Origin of the sequence: Mesorhizobium sp. M0590, assembly GCF_040320905.1 — a bacterium.
GTDB lineage: Bacteria > Pseudomonadota > Alphaproteobacteria > Rhizobiales > Rhizobiaceae > Mesorhizobium.
In genome coordinates this window covers 16,263-29,521 of the sequence record NZ_JAMYQN010000021.1, presented here as the reverse complement: position 1 = coordinate 29,521, position 13,259 = coordinate 16,263, and the positions used below count along the sequence as shown (strand labels likewise).

The following is a 13,259-nucleotide window of genomic DNA, read 5'->3' as shown; positions in this document are numbered from 1 at the left end:
TTCCTCAGGCGCCGTAGCCGCGCATCGTCTGGCGGTTGGTCTTGACCGCGGCCGCTGGATCGGCGGCCGCGGTCTCGGATTCCTCTTCCAGCACCAGCCAGCCATTGAAGCGTGGCGCTGCACTGGCGATGTCGATCACCGCCGCGGTATCGCAGACGCCCTTGCCGAGCATCGCCCATGTGCCGCTGGCATCGACATCCTTCAGGTGCACGTAGCGGATGCGGTCGCGATAGGTGGTGAGCGTATCGGCCATGTTCCGATGGCCACGCAAGATGTGGCCGGTATCCGGCACCCAGCCGACGAGCGACGGATCGACCAGCCCAAAGATCCGGTCGTAGTCGGCGCGATCGAAGAGCAGCGTGTTGTGGTGCGAACTCGGATGCACCGCGACCTGGACGCCCGCCTTGCGCCCTAGCTCCCCCGCCTTGTTGTAGACCTCCGCGGCGATGGCAAATTTGTCGTCGCGCGGGCCGTCGGAGACGACTGTCGCCGAGCCCATCGACACCAGCGTGTCCGGAAAGGCAGCAGCGAAGTCGATCCATCGCTTCGCGGTCTCGAGGTCGTTGCCGATCTTCTCCTTGAGCGTGAAGCCGCTCTTGGAACCGAAGGCGAAGGAGACGAGCGTCAGGCCTGACGCCTTGAGCGCGGTCGCGAACTCCGCCGGCTTGTCGGCATATCGGCCGATCATCGTGTCGGTGATCTCGATGCCGGCATAGCCGCCATCGGCGATCGCCTTCAAGAGATCGTCCGGGCCGCCGGCAAACCGCTCTCCGAGCATTTCCCAGGTAAAGGTCTGGCAACCGACTTTCAGGTCTTTCACGATCGTCCTTTCATTCCTTGATGCCGCCCCGCGTTAGCCTTGCGGTCCTGCCGTTCGTTGAAGGCCTTGATTAGGTCGCCAAAGGTTTCCTTGCCGAAGAAGGCGGCGCTGGCAAGCTGATTTCGGAACGTGATTGCGCCCGCGCCGGTCGAATGCCGAGACCCGTGTCGAGCGCTGCGGCGCCCAGCATGCCGGCGCCGATGAGAAATTGCCGGCGATCGGCGATGGTGACGTGACCCACAGGCTTCGTAGCGGCGGTCGGCCGTTTTTCATGTCAGTCATTTCCTCCCCTGAAGGCTGGGGCCTCCAATGTTGCGCCAGCATTTTCGCATGTTCTGCAAAAATTTTACGCGCGTCAATATTTAAAGTGCTGTATAGCGGGCTGTGATTGCGGCTCGCCACCGATTCAGCAGGCCCGCCGAAGTGTCATCGCGTTGGGAGGCAGACTCGAAAATGCAAGCAAAATCACAGATTAAGCTCGGTATCGGCATTGTCGGATGCGGCAACATCTCGATGACTTATCTGCGCAACGCGGCGCTCTTCGGCGGCCTCGAGTTGCGTGCATGCGCCGACATTTCCACCGAACTGGCGGCACTGCGCGGCAGCGAATACGGCATCCGGGCAGTCAGCGTCGACACGCTTCTAGCCGATCCGGACATCGACCTTGTCCTCAACCTGACCGTCCCGGCGGCGCATTTCGACATCTCGTTTTCGGCGCTTTCGGCGGGCAAGCATGTTTTCACCGAAAAGCCGCTGTCAACCTCAGCTAGCGACGGCCGCCGGCTTGTCGCCGAGGCGGCGAAGCGCAATCTGCTCCTAGGCTCGGCCCCCGACACTTTTCTCGGCGCAGCCGGACGGCGGGCGCGCCGCCTGATGGATGAGGGCGCGATCGGCCGCGCCGTCACCGGCACCGCCTTCATGATGGGGCGCGGCATGGAGCACTGGCATCCCAATCCGCAATTTTACTATCAGCCGGGCGCCGGCCCAATCTTCGACATGGGCCCCTATTACCTGACCATGCTGGTCAACCTGCTTGGGCCGGTGGCACGCGTGATGGCGATGGCGACTCGGGGACAGGAAGTGCGCCTTATCACTGCCGAAGGTCCCTACAGGAACACCAGTTTCAAGGTCGGCACGCCGACCAACATCCTATCGCTGCTGGAGTTCCGATCGGGCGCCACCGTCACCTTCGGAGCCTCCTGGGATGTCTTCAGACACTCCAATCACCCTATCGAACTGCACGGCACGGAAGGCTCACTGCGCCTGCCCGATCCTGACACGTTCGGCGGCACCGTATCGCTTTCGGAACGCGGCGCCGACTGGGCCGACTTCCATAGCGAGAGCGAGCTCTACGGGGGGCGCAACTGGCCTTACGCCGCGCCCGACCGCGCCAACTACCGCATGCTTGGCGTCGCCGATCTGTCGCATGCGCTGACGACGGGCAGAAAACCCCGCGCCTCCGGCGATCTCGCTTTGCATGTGCTGGAGATCATGGAGGCGATCCTCGCTTCGGGAGAAAGCCGCGAGTCCGTCGCCGTCAACGGGGCGGTCGACCAGCCGCCGCTTCTTGGCGAGGACGAGGCGACGAGCCTGCTTGCCTGAGGCGTAGGATCAGTCGATGGCTACGTTGCTTTCATCACTTCTCGATCCGGAAGCCCGGCATGTGCTCGACCTCGGCCGACAGGCTTCCGCGCGGCCGTTCGACGCCGGCACGCCTGAAGAGGCGCGGCGCGCCTATGAGGAGAGCTTTCCCACACTGCAGGGTGAACGCGAGCCGGTCGCCTCACTGAACGAACGCTTCATCGACGGGCCTAGCGGCCCGTTGACGCTCAGGATCTATCACGGGCGACGGGCGGCCTTGGCCAGTGCCCCAGCGTTGCTTTATCTGCATGGCGGCGGCTGGGTGATCGGCAATCTCGATTCGCATGACGAGATCTGCCGCTGGTTTGCCAACATGGCGGCCTGTGTGGTCGTCTGTCCCGACTATCGGCTGGCGCCGGAACACAAATTCCCGGCCGCCATCGAGGATTGTCGCGCAGCATTTGCCTTCATGCAAAGTGCGGCCGACGATCTCGGCATCGACGCGGAGCGGATCGCTGTCGCCGGCGACAGCGCCGGTGGCAATCTCGCTGCGGTGCTGTGCCTGATGGTGCGTGGGAGCAAGAATCCGCCGACCGTGCAATTGCTGTTCTATCCGAACACGGATGCCTCGCAGACAGCGGACAGCTATCGCCGTTTTGCTGAGGGCTATGGTCTCACCGCGGCAACGATGGCCTGGTTCCGCGACCACTATGTCAACCATGCCGGGGATATCGACGACTGGCGCGTGTCGCCGCTGAAGGTCGCCAGCCTTGCCGGCGCAGCACCAGCCTTTGTCGCGATCGCCGGTCATGACATTCTCGTTGACGAGGGTGAGGCTTACGCAAAGCGTCTGCAAGATGACGGCGTGCCTGTCGTGCTGAGGCGCTGGCCTGGCCAGATCCACGGCTTTGTCTCGATGGGCCGCCATGGTCCGGCCTCGCGGCAAGCCGTCGGCGCGGCGGTTGCCGCGTGGCGCGGCTTCGATGGAAAGCTCAGGCCGATTGACGCATAACCAGCGTCGCGTCGAGATTGACCTTAGCGGCAACCTCAGCTCCATCCTCGTTCAGCAGGGCCAGCAGCGTCTCGACGCTATATCCCGCCATGGCGGCGAAGTCCTGCGCCATGGTGGTGAGGCCTGGACATGTGTAGCGGCTCAGCGGGTGATCGTCATGAGCTGCGACACGCAGGTCGCAGTCGGCCTTGCGACCGACCTTGAGGCCTTGCGCGTAGGCGGCCGCCATCACGCCGAAGGCGAGACGGTCGTTGTTGCACAGAATGGTCTTGCCCGACAGGCCGCCATTGCCGAGCATTTTTTCCATTTGCTCGTAGCCGATCCGTTCGAAATCCCATGTGTAGTCGTCGGTGTTGCCGATGACGACAGGCTCATGCCCGAGCCGCTTCATAGAAGCGATATAGCTTTTCAGTCGTTCTGGCGAGTTGTGGTTGACGTGCGGGATATCGAAATAGACCGGGGCGTCGCCGGACCGGCACAGATACTCGACGATGGTCGAGACGCTCTGGGCATTGTTGTTGCCGACGAACGGCGTTCCGCCTTCGAGATAGGTGTCGAAATAGACCACCGGTATGGCCTGCGTCAGCTTCTCCAGCGTGCGGTGGTCCGAGCGCAGGCCGAGCGGCGCGATGAGTGCACCGGAGACCTTCAACGACAGGATGGTTCGCGTTGCCTCCACTTCGAGCTCGCGCGAGCCGTGCGAGGAGATCACGATCGGCCAGTAGCCTTCGTCGCGCAGCCTTAGTTCGATGCGGCTGACCATCTCCGAATAAAAGGGGTCGGCCACTGTCGGCACCATGATGCCGATGCTGCGGGTCCGCTTGCGGTTCAGGTTGCGTGCAAACAGATTGGGCTGGTAGTCGGACGAGCGCAGCGCCTCTTCGATACGCTGCCGTGTCGCTGGCTTGACGCTGGTCGGATCGTCGAAATATTTCGACAGCGTCGGCCTGGAGACGCCGCAAGAGCGGGCAAAATCATCCATCGTCTTGTGCGTCGTCGGCATTCAAACGCCTCGCGTTCTGGACATCCAATCACGGGGTTGCCCTAAGCGCTGCCCCAGGGCACCCGCATACGGTGCGCTGCCGTGCAACGGCAACGCAAAAGTTTACAGAGGGCTTCAGCAGTTTCAACGCGTATCGCTGAATTTGTTTCACGCGTAAATTTATTAGTTAACGCGAAAAGTACAAGCCTAATTGACTCCGGATATCGGTTGCCGCCAGGCAGAATTGCACGCGGCCGAGAGGGCCGTCCGAGTCGGGGCCTAGGGACTCGGTTGCCAATGGGACGAGCTGCCAATTCTGAGCACCACAATCCGGAAGGCACCTAGACATAGCGCACTTCGACTCCCAGCTTGTCCAATCGACTGCGAATCCCAAAGGGCATAGCGGTGTCGGTGATGATCAGATCGACACGTGACAACGAAAATGCCTTAGATGAGGCGCCAATATCCCATTTGCTTGAATCCGCCACAAGGATCACGCGCCTGGCCATACGAACCAGATTGCGTTTTGTGCGCGCAATGTCTTCTGAGACATCGACGACATCGAATGACTGATCGATCGCATGCGCGCTGAGGAACGCTTGGTGGGCCACAAGGCCGCCCACAGCCCTATCAAAATCCGACACGATCGTGCTGACCGTCGAGGGATAGACCCGACCGCCTATCATATGCACGTCCAGCCCAGGGCGATACATCAGATGCTGTGCAATGTTCATCGCGGTTGTGGCTACTACCACATTGTTGACCGGGGGCATCTGCATTGCGACCTGCAGCAACGTCGAGCCGCTGTCGAACACCACGGACTGGTTGTCTATGATCTGGCGCGCCGCCATCTGCGCGATACGCCGTTTGGCATCGAAATTGCGAGACATCCGCTCTTCGAAGGCCGCCGCGGGCGAATCAGCGGGCAAGGCGATCGCACCGCCATGCGTTTTGATCAACTGCTTTTTTGCATCCAGAATTTCCAGGTCGGACCTGATGGTCACCTCGGAGACGCCGAAGTTTTCCGCCAGTTGGCTGGTACGCGCCTGGCCGGTCCGCTGAAGCGCGAGCATGATCTGATGTCGCCGTTGTTCCGCAAGCATGTGTAACCCCGAATTGCTGTTTGGATAACTGCACGCCAACCTTTCGAAAATCGAATAGGAAACCGGCCTGCGTTTGAGAATTCGAGGGATACCGCCTCACCGCAGCGAACGCTAGCCGTTGCAGTTGCAACCTATATCGAAACGAAAGAAATCGAAATATTGAATATTGTTTTGCTTTCGAGTTAGGGTCCTCAACGTCAGATCAACAATTGCGAAGGGACTGCACTGATATGGGCCTTGGAACTAAAATTCGCTTGTCGCGGCTGTTCTCGCATCGATCTGGGAACCTGTTCGGTGGTGCCGTCGACCATTTCGTAGGGTACGGCAACGTCCGCGAGGGAGGCCTTGCGGATCTGCCCGGCGCGCTCAAGCGGGTGATGGCCGGAGAGCCAGATTACATCAGCATTCAGCCTGGTGCGGCGCGTCATTTGTGGCCGGCTTACGCCGGCAAGGCAGCGCTGGTCATTCAGGCGGGATGCTTTACGCCCGACGATCGGATCAGTCAGTTGATCGCGACGCCCGAAGATGCAGTGCGCTATGGTGCCGATGCGCTGGCGGTCGCCATTCCGGTGCGGGGCGATACCGAGGGTCACTACATTCGTTGGCTTACCGATACGGTCAACGCGGCTGCTCGTTTCGAAATGCCGGTCGTTGCACATGTTTATCCCCGCGACTATTCAAACGGCTGCAAGATCGTCTTCACCCCCGACGAAATCGCCTACGCAGTGCGGATTGGTTTTGAGACCGGTGTTGACGTGATCAAGGTCGGATACACCGGGGACTTCGACTCATTCAAGGAAACCGTGGCAACTTGCCCGGTTCCCATCGTTATCGCCGGCGGTCCGAAGACCGAGGATCTTCTGGGCGCTCTCACCCAGACGTCTGAAGCCCTGCGCGCCGGTGCGAAGGGTGCCGTCGTGGGGCGCAATCTGTGGGGGCACGGTGACACCACGATGGCAGCGCGTGCATTCAAGTGCGTCATTCACGATGGGATGGCACCGCAAGACGCTTTGGCGGCTGCGGGCACGTGAGCTGTGACCGGCAATCTGCAGGTTTTGGGCTTCGGAGCCTTGGCGATTGACGACATCATCTATGTCGACAGCCCGCTGGGTGCTGGCAAAGGGAAGGTGACAAATCGCACGAAGGACCACGGCGGCAATGTGGCGACGGCACTCGTTGCTGTCGCCAAGCTGGGGGGGCGTGCCGGTTTCATCGGCTGGCTGAGTGATCAGCCACTTACGGATGTCGGCGCCCACGAGCTTGAACGACACGGCGTCGACATATCTTTCGCGCCACGTCGTGCCGATGCCAAGCCGATCCGGTCGGTTATTACGGTCGCGCCCGATGGTGACAGGTTCATCGCCTATGATGATGATGTGCCGCACGGGACCTCCGATGCGCTGGCCGATAGCGTCCTTGCGCAAGCCCAGGTGCTGCTGATCGACGGTTACGCCACGCACGCTGACATGATTGTTGCTCGTGCCCGTAAGCTGGGTCTGGCGGTGGTGGCCGATATTGAGTGGACTGTCGGACCTGCGACCGAACGATTGATCCGCCTGTCAAATCACCTGGTATTGCCTCTGAAATTTGCCCAAACCTATACTGGCGAGGCCAAGGCGACAGCGATCCTGCGCAAGCTGTGGTCAGATGACCGCTCCGCGGTCGTGTTAACCGAAGGCGATCGAGGAGCCTATATCCGGCAAAAGGACGATGTCGTTTTGTGGCACGTTCCGGCCTACAAGGTCAGGGCAGTGGACACGACCGGCGCGGGGGATTGTTTTCATGGCGCCTATGCCTTCGCCCTTACGCAGGGAAAGCAGCCTGTCGCCTGCGCTGTTTATGCAACTGCCGCGGCCGCGATCTCAGTGACGGGCCGGGGTGGCCGCATGGCTCTGCCGGATCACAACGCCTGTGTCGCGTGGATGGCGAAAGAAAATGCACCTGTGCCCATACCGATTACGTCGCCAGACTGAGAATTCATCACTCGGATATTGCCGCTGCTGGTGGGACGTCCGAGGCGCGCGGTTAACCGCGCAGATAGCAATGCCGGTTCGATCTGCAGTCGCGCCGCGCGGAGGCTATTCGATGTTTAGGTAGCGCTGACAATAGGGAGGATGTGACGTGGCTGTTGTTGTGTTGGACAAAATTTGCAAGACCTACGGGACGAAATTCCAAGCCATCAAGGATCTTAGCCTGACGATAAACGACGGCGAGTTCCTCATTCTCGTTGGCCCTTCGGGATGCGGAAAATCGACAGCCTTGCGCATGATCGCGGGGCTGGAGGAGATCAGCAGCGGAACCCTGACCATTGGTGGAGAGAATGTTGAGGACCTAGCGCCGAAGGACCGGGATATTGCGATGGTCTTTCAGAACTATGCCCTTTATCCGCATATGACAGTGTTCGACAACATAGGCTTTTCGATGAAGCTTGCGGGGAAGAGCAAGGCCGAGCGGACGAAGCGCGTCCATGAAATAGCAAAGACCCTGCAGCTGCACACGCTGCTCGACAGTAAGCCGGCCGCGCTGTCTGGCGGACAACGCCAGAGGGTCGCCATGGGGCGCGCGATGGTGCGCGAACCGGCAGCCTTTCTCATGGATGAACCCTTGTCAAACCTCGATGCCAAGCTGCGCGTGCAAATGCGCGCGGAAATTGTCAGCCTGCAAAGACAGCTGGGGGTGACCACGATTTATGTAACACACGATCAGACCGAAGCCTTGACCATGGGCGACCGGGTTGCGGTCTTGAAAGGCGGTGTCCTTCAGCAGGTCGACACGCCAAAGACGCTGTATAATCGACCAGTCAATGCCTTCGTCGCGGGTTTCATCGGCTCGCCGTCGATGAACCTGTTCGAAGGCCGTTTGCACAATGGCAGGATCAACCTGCCGACCTTTTCGATACCGGTGCCGACGAGTGCGTTTGAGCGCTCTCCTGGTCTGAGCGCCTTCGAAGGCAAGACGCTCATTTTCGGCATACGCCCCGAGGATCTTTACGACGGCAGTCTGGAATCGGGATCGCGACATGCCACTCTACCGGCCATCGTGAAGACGACAGAGGAATTGGGATCCGAGCTTATCGTTCATTTGAAGGTCGACGCGGTTCGAATCGATTCTGGCGACCCAGATGCTGTTGAAGATCTAAGCGGCGCAGCAAATGTCGTAGCGAGGTTTGAAGCCGTCAGCGCGGTCCGGCCGGGCGCGTTGATTGATCTGGCGATCGATGCGGCCAAGTTGCACTTCTTCGATCCCCAGACGCACCTCACAATCTAGCGTGGTCCGCGATGGTTGACCCGGCTAAAGGGACGGAGGCGCAAATGTCGCTTCCGTCTTCTGGTCCATTTGCGTAGGTGACGGTAGACGCTGGCTTCGCTCTCCTGGGCAATCCGACCAGTTCTCGCTCGCCCATCACAGCTCGGGCCGTCTTCGTTGGCAATTGGTGAGACTTTGCTCGACATCGGTTCAGCGCGCGACAGCCGATTTTTCCACCGGAGGTGGAGATCGTCTTGTGCCCGGCGGCACCCTGTCATCGACAACCAAAACGATCGCCTGAACGCCTCTGAATTGCGACGTCTACGCGAGCGCGCGACCCCACCGAATGGCGTTTTTTCTCTTCGAATATACGACTTTCATTTGTTTTCTTTTTAGGGGAGTGGCTTTCATTTGTTTACGAAAATAGAGAAAGAAAGCGGCACAAGCAATGTGCACAAGGGAAAAACTACCGCCAGAGAACTTAAGAAAACCATATACCAATCAATGGCTTACATTCAGTCATAACGTCCCGGCATCCTACCCATTTTTCACGATTGCAGTTCTTGATTGACACAAAGACCCGGAAAAGAACCTAGTTTGATCGCGATCGGGAGGATCGAGCCAAACGTCGCTCCTAGGAGGAAAACATGAACGTCAGAAGATATATTGCTGCGGCCACGTCCGCTGTGGCTGTCTGGGCACTGTCTGCTACCTGCGCCTTTGCTGAGACCAATCTCGAATTCATCCAATGGTGGGAGCCGGAAATGCCCGCCGGTGCTCTGCGTAGCATCATGGACGACTTCGAAGCCAAAAACCCTGGTATCAAGGTGACGCTCGTCAGCGGTCCCTATTCCGCCACCCATGATCAGATCGTAGTCGGCGCCGCGTCGGGGACGCTCAGCGACGTCGTCGGCCTGGACGGAGCATGGGTCAATGGCCTTGCAAAGCAGGGCGCAATCGCTTCCATGGACAGCCTGATGGCTGACGCCAAATATGATCAGAGCCAGATCGCTGACATCATCAAGGTCAACGGCCAAAGCGTCATGTTCCCGCTCGCCTCGTTCGTATACCCGGTCTTCGTCAACCTCGATCTGGCCAAGGCTGCTGGTGTCGACAAGATGCCGGCCAACCGCACAGAATTCGCCGCTGCCGCGAAGAAGATGACCAATGCGGACAAGAACGAGTACGGGTGGGTGCTGCCGCTATCGCTGCAAAACCCCGGCGGCATCCAGAACGACGTGATGTCTTGGGTCTGGGCTTCCGGAGCATCGATGCTCAAGGACGGCAAGCCCGACGTGGAAAATGAGGCCGTGGTCGGTACACTCGAATACGTCAAGTCGCTACAGGACGCCGGCGTCATATCGCCAGGCATCTTTGCCAAGAAGGAACAGGACAAGGTCGAAGAGTTCGTCAACGGCCGTGTCGGAATGATGATCGACTCGCTGGCTCATATCAATCTTATCCGCCAGCGTAACCCCAATCTCAAGTTCGGTATCTCTGCGCTTCCTGCGGTCGACGGCTATACGGGTAAGCGCGGACTGCCCTATGCCTCTTGGGGCATCGGCATTAGCAACAGCACCGAGCATAAGGCAGAAGCCTGGAAGCTTGTTGAATATCTGATGAGCCCGGAAGTGAACGGCCGCCTGGTATCGCTCGCAAATGCCTTTCCGGGCAACGTGCAAGCGAAGCCTGACTTCTCGAAATCGGACCCGCTGTTCGAGGAAGCCTTCAAGATCTTCCAAAGCGGTCACTTGGCCAATGAATTCGTGGGCTTGCCGGTGGCCGAAGACCTGATGCGCGACATGAACGTCGAAGTGCAAAAGATGTTCGACGGCCAGCAAACCGCAAAGGAGGCCGCTGCCAACACGCAAAAGCAGTGGTTGGTTGACTTCGCCAAGTAGGCGCCGCTTCAGACAATTCGGCAGCGCGATAAGATCTATCGCGCTGCCGCTGCATCGGAACCGGACCATACGGTCGATGACCAAGCGGATTGTACCTCATGAGCCTCGCCAACGAAGGTTTGATCGTCGCGCGAACGAAAATGCGCAAGCGTGGCATGCTTTCTTACAAGACGAGAAAGCGGCTCACTCCGCTGTTTTATGTGGCACCCGCCACGTTTTTGTTTTGTCTACTAATGCTGTTTCCCATGATCACGGTCCTGCGCTATTCGCTGATGGACGGCGCAATCATGAAAAAGGACGCTGCTTTCATAGGGTTGCAGAACTACGAGACGATCTTCACAGATCCAGTCTTCTGGCAGTCGGTCGGGCAGACCCTCTATTTCACGGTGATGAGCGTCATTTTCCACCTTCTAATCGGCCTGGCCTTCGCCCTATTGCTGAACACCCAACGCGTCCCTCCGATGATTAGAAGCATCCTGCGTGTTCTCTACATTTTGCCATGGCTCTTTACGGCAGTCATCATCGCGATCATCTGGCGGCTGCTTTTGGATCCCAATGGCGTGGTCAACAGCATTTTGATGACGCTCCATATCGTCAACTTCAAGGTCGAGTGGTTCTCCTCGACGAAAACCGCGATCCATGCATTGACGTTTGCGAACATCTGGGCGGGATACCCTCTATATATGGTCAGCTTGCTCGCCGGTCTCCAGGGCATCCCCAAGGACCTTTACGAAGCCGCCGGCATCGATGGCGCCAATGAGTTCCAAAAGTTTCGGTACATCACGATCCCGCAGCTGATGCCGATCATCATCAGCATCGCCCTGCTGGATTTCATCTGGACGATGCAAGTCTTCCCCCTGGTCTGGATGACAACGGGCGGTGGACCGATCCATTCGACCGAGGTGCTGAGCACGTATACCTATAAGCTTGCGTTTTCGAGTTACGAATTTTCACAGGCTTCGGCGAGCGCGATCTTCATCTTGATCATCTCGATGGGCGCGACTTACTTCTACATCAAACACCAGAAGGCCAGGTGACCGGCAATGGCAAAGCGCTCCTTCAAAAACACCGTTTTGCCGACCGTACTGACATATCTCGGGCTCGCGGCCGGTCTGGTCTTTGCAGGCTTTCCAATCCTGTGGATGTTTTTCACTTCGTTGAAATCGAACACCGAGATCTTTGCCCTGCCGCCGAGACTGTTGCCCGACCATTTCACGAACGTGGCCTATCTTTCGATCTTCAATGATCCGACCAAGGTGCGCTTCTTTCTCAACAGCTATCTGGTCGCGGGAGTGGTAACCCTTCTGACGTTACTGATCGCCATTCTGACGGCCTATGGCTTCAGCCGCTATTCATTCCGGCTTAAGAATACGCTTAACGTCTTCATCATCAGCACACAGACCGTACCGCCGATCACGCTTCTGATTCCCTATTTCGGCATGGTCGTCGCCTTCGGCATTTTCAACACCTATTTCGCGCTGATTCTAACCTACATGGTATTCACCCTGCCTTACGCAATCCTTCTGATGACCGGCTATCTCAATACCCTGCCAAAGGAACTCGATGAGGCAGTGCTGGTCGATGGGGGGTCAAGTTGGACAGCGCTATGGCGTGTGATTATCCCTCTTTCAGTCCCCGGCGTCGTCGCGACCGCGGTCTATACGTTTCTGTTGGCGTGGAACGAGTTCCTTTTTGCGCTTACTTTGACGAAGTCGACGGACATGCGGACCGTTCCGATCGGTATCGAGTTGCTTATGGGCCAACATGCGTTCGAATGGAACGAGATGATGGCGATGAGCGTGCTGGGATCACTCCCGCTTCTGATCCTGTATCTGATTGCACAACGTTACTTCCTCGCGGGCCTGGCCGCCGGGTCGGTGAAGAGCTGAGCAAACTGACTGCCAGTTCGCTGTTCGCTGCTGAACACATCAACCCATTCCGGCCCCGAAGGTCCGGTCTTTGACAGCGCCAGCGCTATGCCAAATCCTGCACGTCGAGGGTCGTGCAGGCCGAAGGCGGCGACTGATCGCGCTCGACATCTCTCCCGCGGTTTCCCAACTGTTTCGCCCCGATGGCCCGGCGCTGACGCCGCTGCCGTCGACCTGAGTGGCGCACTCGGAAGTTGAATCCGACTGCTGACCAAGCCGGCTTCTAGCCTGGCCTCGGCATCCCCTGCCTTGTCGATTTCGCCATCTGATGCCGCGATAGCTCGACACCGGTCTGCTGCAATGCAGCACATCAAAACCCGCGGCACACCATTTTAAATCTTGACGCGTGTCAAATTTTTATAAAACATGCGGAAACGCGGACAAGGCATCGATCAGCGCGGCTGGAAGTGACGAAAGCCGGCGTCGGCGGTCCTGTGACGCGGACATACGGGCCGCTCTATGGCGATGCCTTCTCCAATGAGCTCGAAAGCTTCCATCGCCACATCATGGACGGCACCAAACCTCTGACCGATCTCGCGGACTCTCGTCGCGACTTGGCGCTGATGGCGGAGATCATTGATCGCATGAAACAGACTACGGGGATTATGCGCTGAAGCTGCCCTTTTAGGGTAGATCCTACGAGGAGATTGCATTGGCTCCCGGCTGGCGGGTCTACGCTTTCCGGC

General features: G+C 58.7%; 12 protein-coding genes. 9 read left to right on the top strand and 3 right to left on the bottom strand.

Annotated features, from left to right (window positions below; translation table 11 throughout):
- Positions 1-4 precede the first annotated feature (4 nt).
- A complete protein-coding gene (locus NKI52_RS26865; RefSeq protein WP_352700320.1) occupies positions 5-778 on the bottom strand; it encodes a sugar phosphate isomerase/epimerase family protein in 774 nt (257 codons plus the stop codon).
- A gap of 495 nt (positions 779-1,273) precedes the next feature.
- Here NKI52_RS26865 and NKI52_RS26860 point away from each other — a divergent pair, with 495 nt between their 5' ends.
- On the top strand, positions 1,274-2,422 hold the full coding sequence (locus NKI52_RS26860) for a Gfo/Idh/MocA family protein (RefSeq protein ID WP_352622022.1): 1,149 nt from the start codon (positions 1,274-1,276) through the stop codon (positions 2,420-2,422).
- A 16-nt stretch (positions 2,423-2,438) separates the two neighbouring features.
- Positions 2,439-3,413 carry an alpha/beta hydrolase gene (locus NKI52_RS26855; RefSeq protein WP_352700299.1) on the top strand — a complete coding sequence of 325 codons (975 nt, stop codon included), beginning with the start codon at positions 2,439-2,441 and terminating at the stop codon, positions 3,411-3,413.
- Here NKI52_RS26855 and NKI52_RS26850 read toward each other — a convergent pair.
- Together NKI52_RS26850 and NKI52_RS26845 are read right to left on the bottom strand one after the other, a co-directional pair.
- Positions 3,394-4,416 carry a LacI family DNA-binding transcriptional regulator gene (locus tag NKI52_RS26850; RefSeq protein WP_352571730.1) on the bottom strand — a complete coding sequence of 341 codons (1,023 nt, stop codon included), beginning with the start codon at positions 4,414-4,416 and terminating at the stop codon, positions 3,394-3,396. The two genes, NKI52_RS26855 and NKI52_RS26850, sit on opposite strands and share 20 nt — an antisense overlap.
- Positions 4,417-4,736: 320 nt before the next feature.
- Positions 4,737-5,498 carry a DeoR/GlpR family DNA-binding transcription regulator gene (locus tag NKI52_RS26845; RefSeq protein ID WP_352457858.1) on the bottom strand — a complete coding sequence of 254 codons (762 nt, stop codon included), beginning with the start codon at positions 5,496-5,498 and terminating at the stop codon, positions 4,737-4,739.
- A gap of 230 nt (positions 5,499-5,728) precedes the next feature.
- Between NKI52_RS26845 and NKI52_RS26840 the strand changes: the two genes are divergently transcribed.
- From NKI52_RS26840 to NKI52_RS26810, 7 genes are all read left to right on the top strand, one after another.
- The gene (locus NKI52_RS26840) at positions 5,729-6,529 is read left to right on the top strand and encodes a beta/alpha barrel domain-containing protein (protein ID WP_352457857.1); all 801 of its coding nucleotides are present in this window, start codon (positions 5,729-5,731) and stop codon (positions 6,527-6,529) included.
- 3 nt (positions 6,530-6,532) lie between these two features.
- Complete coding sequence (locus tag NKI52_RS26835; RefSeq protein WP_352571729.1) at positions 6,533-7,471, top strand: PfkB family carbohydrate kinase; 939 nt, start codon at positions 6,533-6,535, stop codon at positions 7,469-7,471.
- A gap of 148 nt (positions 7,472-7,619) precedes the next feature.
- The gene (locus tag NKI52_RS26830; protein WP_352700298.1) at positions 7,620-8,765 is read left to right on the top strand and encodes an ABC transporter ATP-binding protein; all 1,146 of its coding nucleotides are present in this window, start codon (positions 7,620-7,622) and stop codon (positions 8,763-8,765) included.
- 626 nt (positions 8,766-9,391) lie between these two features.
- Positions 9,392-10,645: an ABC transporter substrate-binding protein gene (locus NKI52_RS26825; RefSeq protein WP_023680291.1), complete on the top strand. Its 1,254-nt coding sequence runs from the start codon at positions 9,392-9,394 to the stop codon at positions 10,643-10,645.
- 98 nt (positions 10,646-10,743) lie between these two features.
- On the top strand, positions 10,744-11,682 hold the full coding sequence (locus NKI52_RS26820; protein WP_352622030.1) for a carbohydrate ABC transporter permease: 939 nt from the start codon (positions 10,744-10,746) through the stop codon (positions 11,680-11,682).
- Between the two features lie 6 nt (positions 11,683-11,688).
- Positions 11,689-12,534, top strand: coding sequence for a carbohydrate ABC transporter permease (locus NKI52_RS26815; protein ID WP_352524729.1), 846 nt, complete (start codon positions 11,689-11,691; stop codon positions 12,532-12,534).
- A 446-nt stretch (positions 12,535-12,980) separates the two neighbouring features.
- Positions 12,981-13,187: a hypothetical protein gene (locus tag NKI52_RS26810; protein ID WP_023680287.1), complete on the top strand. Its 207-nt coding sequence runs from the start codon at positions 12,981-12,983 to the stop codon at positions 13,185-13,187.
- Positions 13,188-13,259 lie beyond the last annotated feature (72 nt).

Bases quoted from the DNA above. Each gene is read 5' to 3' on its own strand.
- NKI52_RS26845 (WP_352457858.1), bottom strand. From the start codon at position 5,498: ATGCTTGCGGAACAACGGCGACATCAGATCATGCTCGCGCTTCAGCGG.
- NKI52_RS26855 (WP_352700299.1), top strand. From the start codon at position 2,439: ATGGCTACGTTGCTTTCATCACTTCTCGATCCGGAAGCCCGGCATGTG.
- NKI52_RS26815 (WP_352524729.1), top strand. From the start codon at position 11,689: ATGGCAAAGCGCTCCTTCAAAAACACCGTTTTGCCGACCGTACTGACA.
- NKI52_RS26860 (WP_352622022.1), top strand. From the start codon at position 1,274: ATGCAAGCAAAATCACAGATTAAGCTCGGTATCGGCATTGTCGGATGC.
- NKI52_RS26840 (WP_352457857.1), top strand. From the start codon at position 5,729: ATGGGCCTTGGAACTAAAATTCGCTTGTCGCGGCTGTTCTCGCATCGA.
- NKI52_RS26850 (WP_352571730.1), bottom strand. From the start codon at position 4,416: ATGCCGACGACGCACAAGACGATGGATGATTTTGCCCGCTCTTGCGGC.
- NKI52_RS26820 (WP_352622030.1), top strand. From the start codon at position 10,744: ATGAGCCTCGCCAACGAAGGTTTGATCGTCGCGCGAACGAAAATGCGC.
- NKI52_RS26865 (WP_352700320.1), bottom strand. From the start codon at position 778: ATGCTCGGAGAGCGGTTTGCCGGCGGCCCGGACGATCTCTTGAAGGCG.
- NKI52_RS26825 (WP_023680291.1), top strand. From the start codon at position 9,392: ATGAACGTCAGAAGATATATTGCTGCGGCCACGTCCGCTGTGGCTGTC.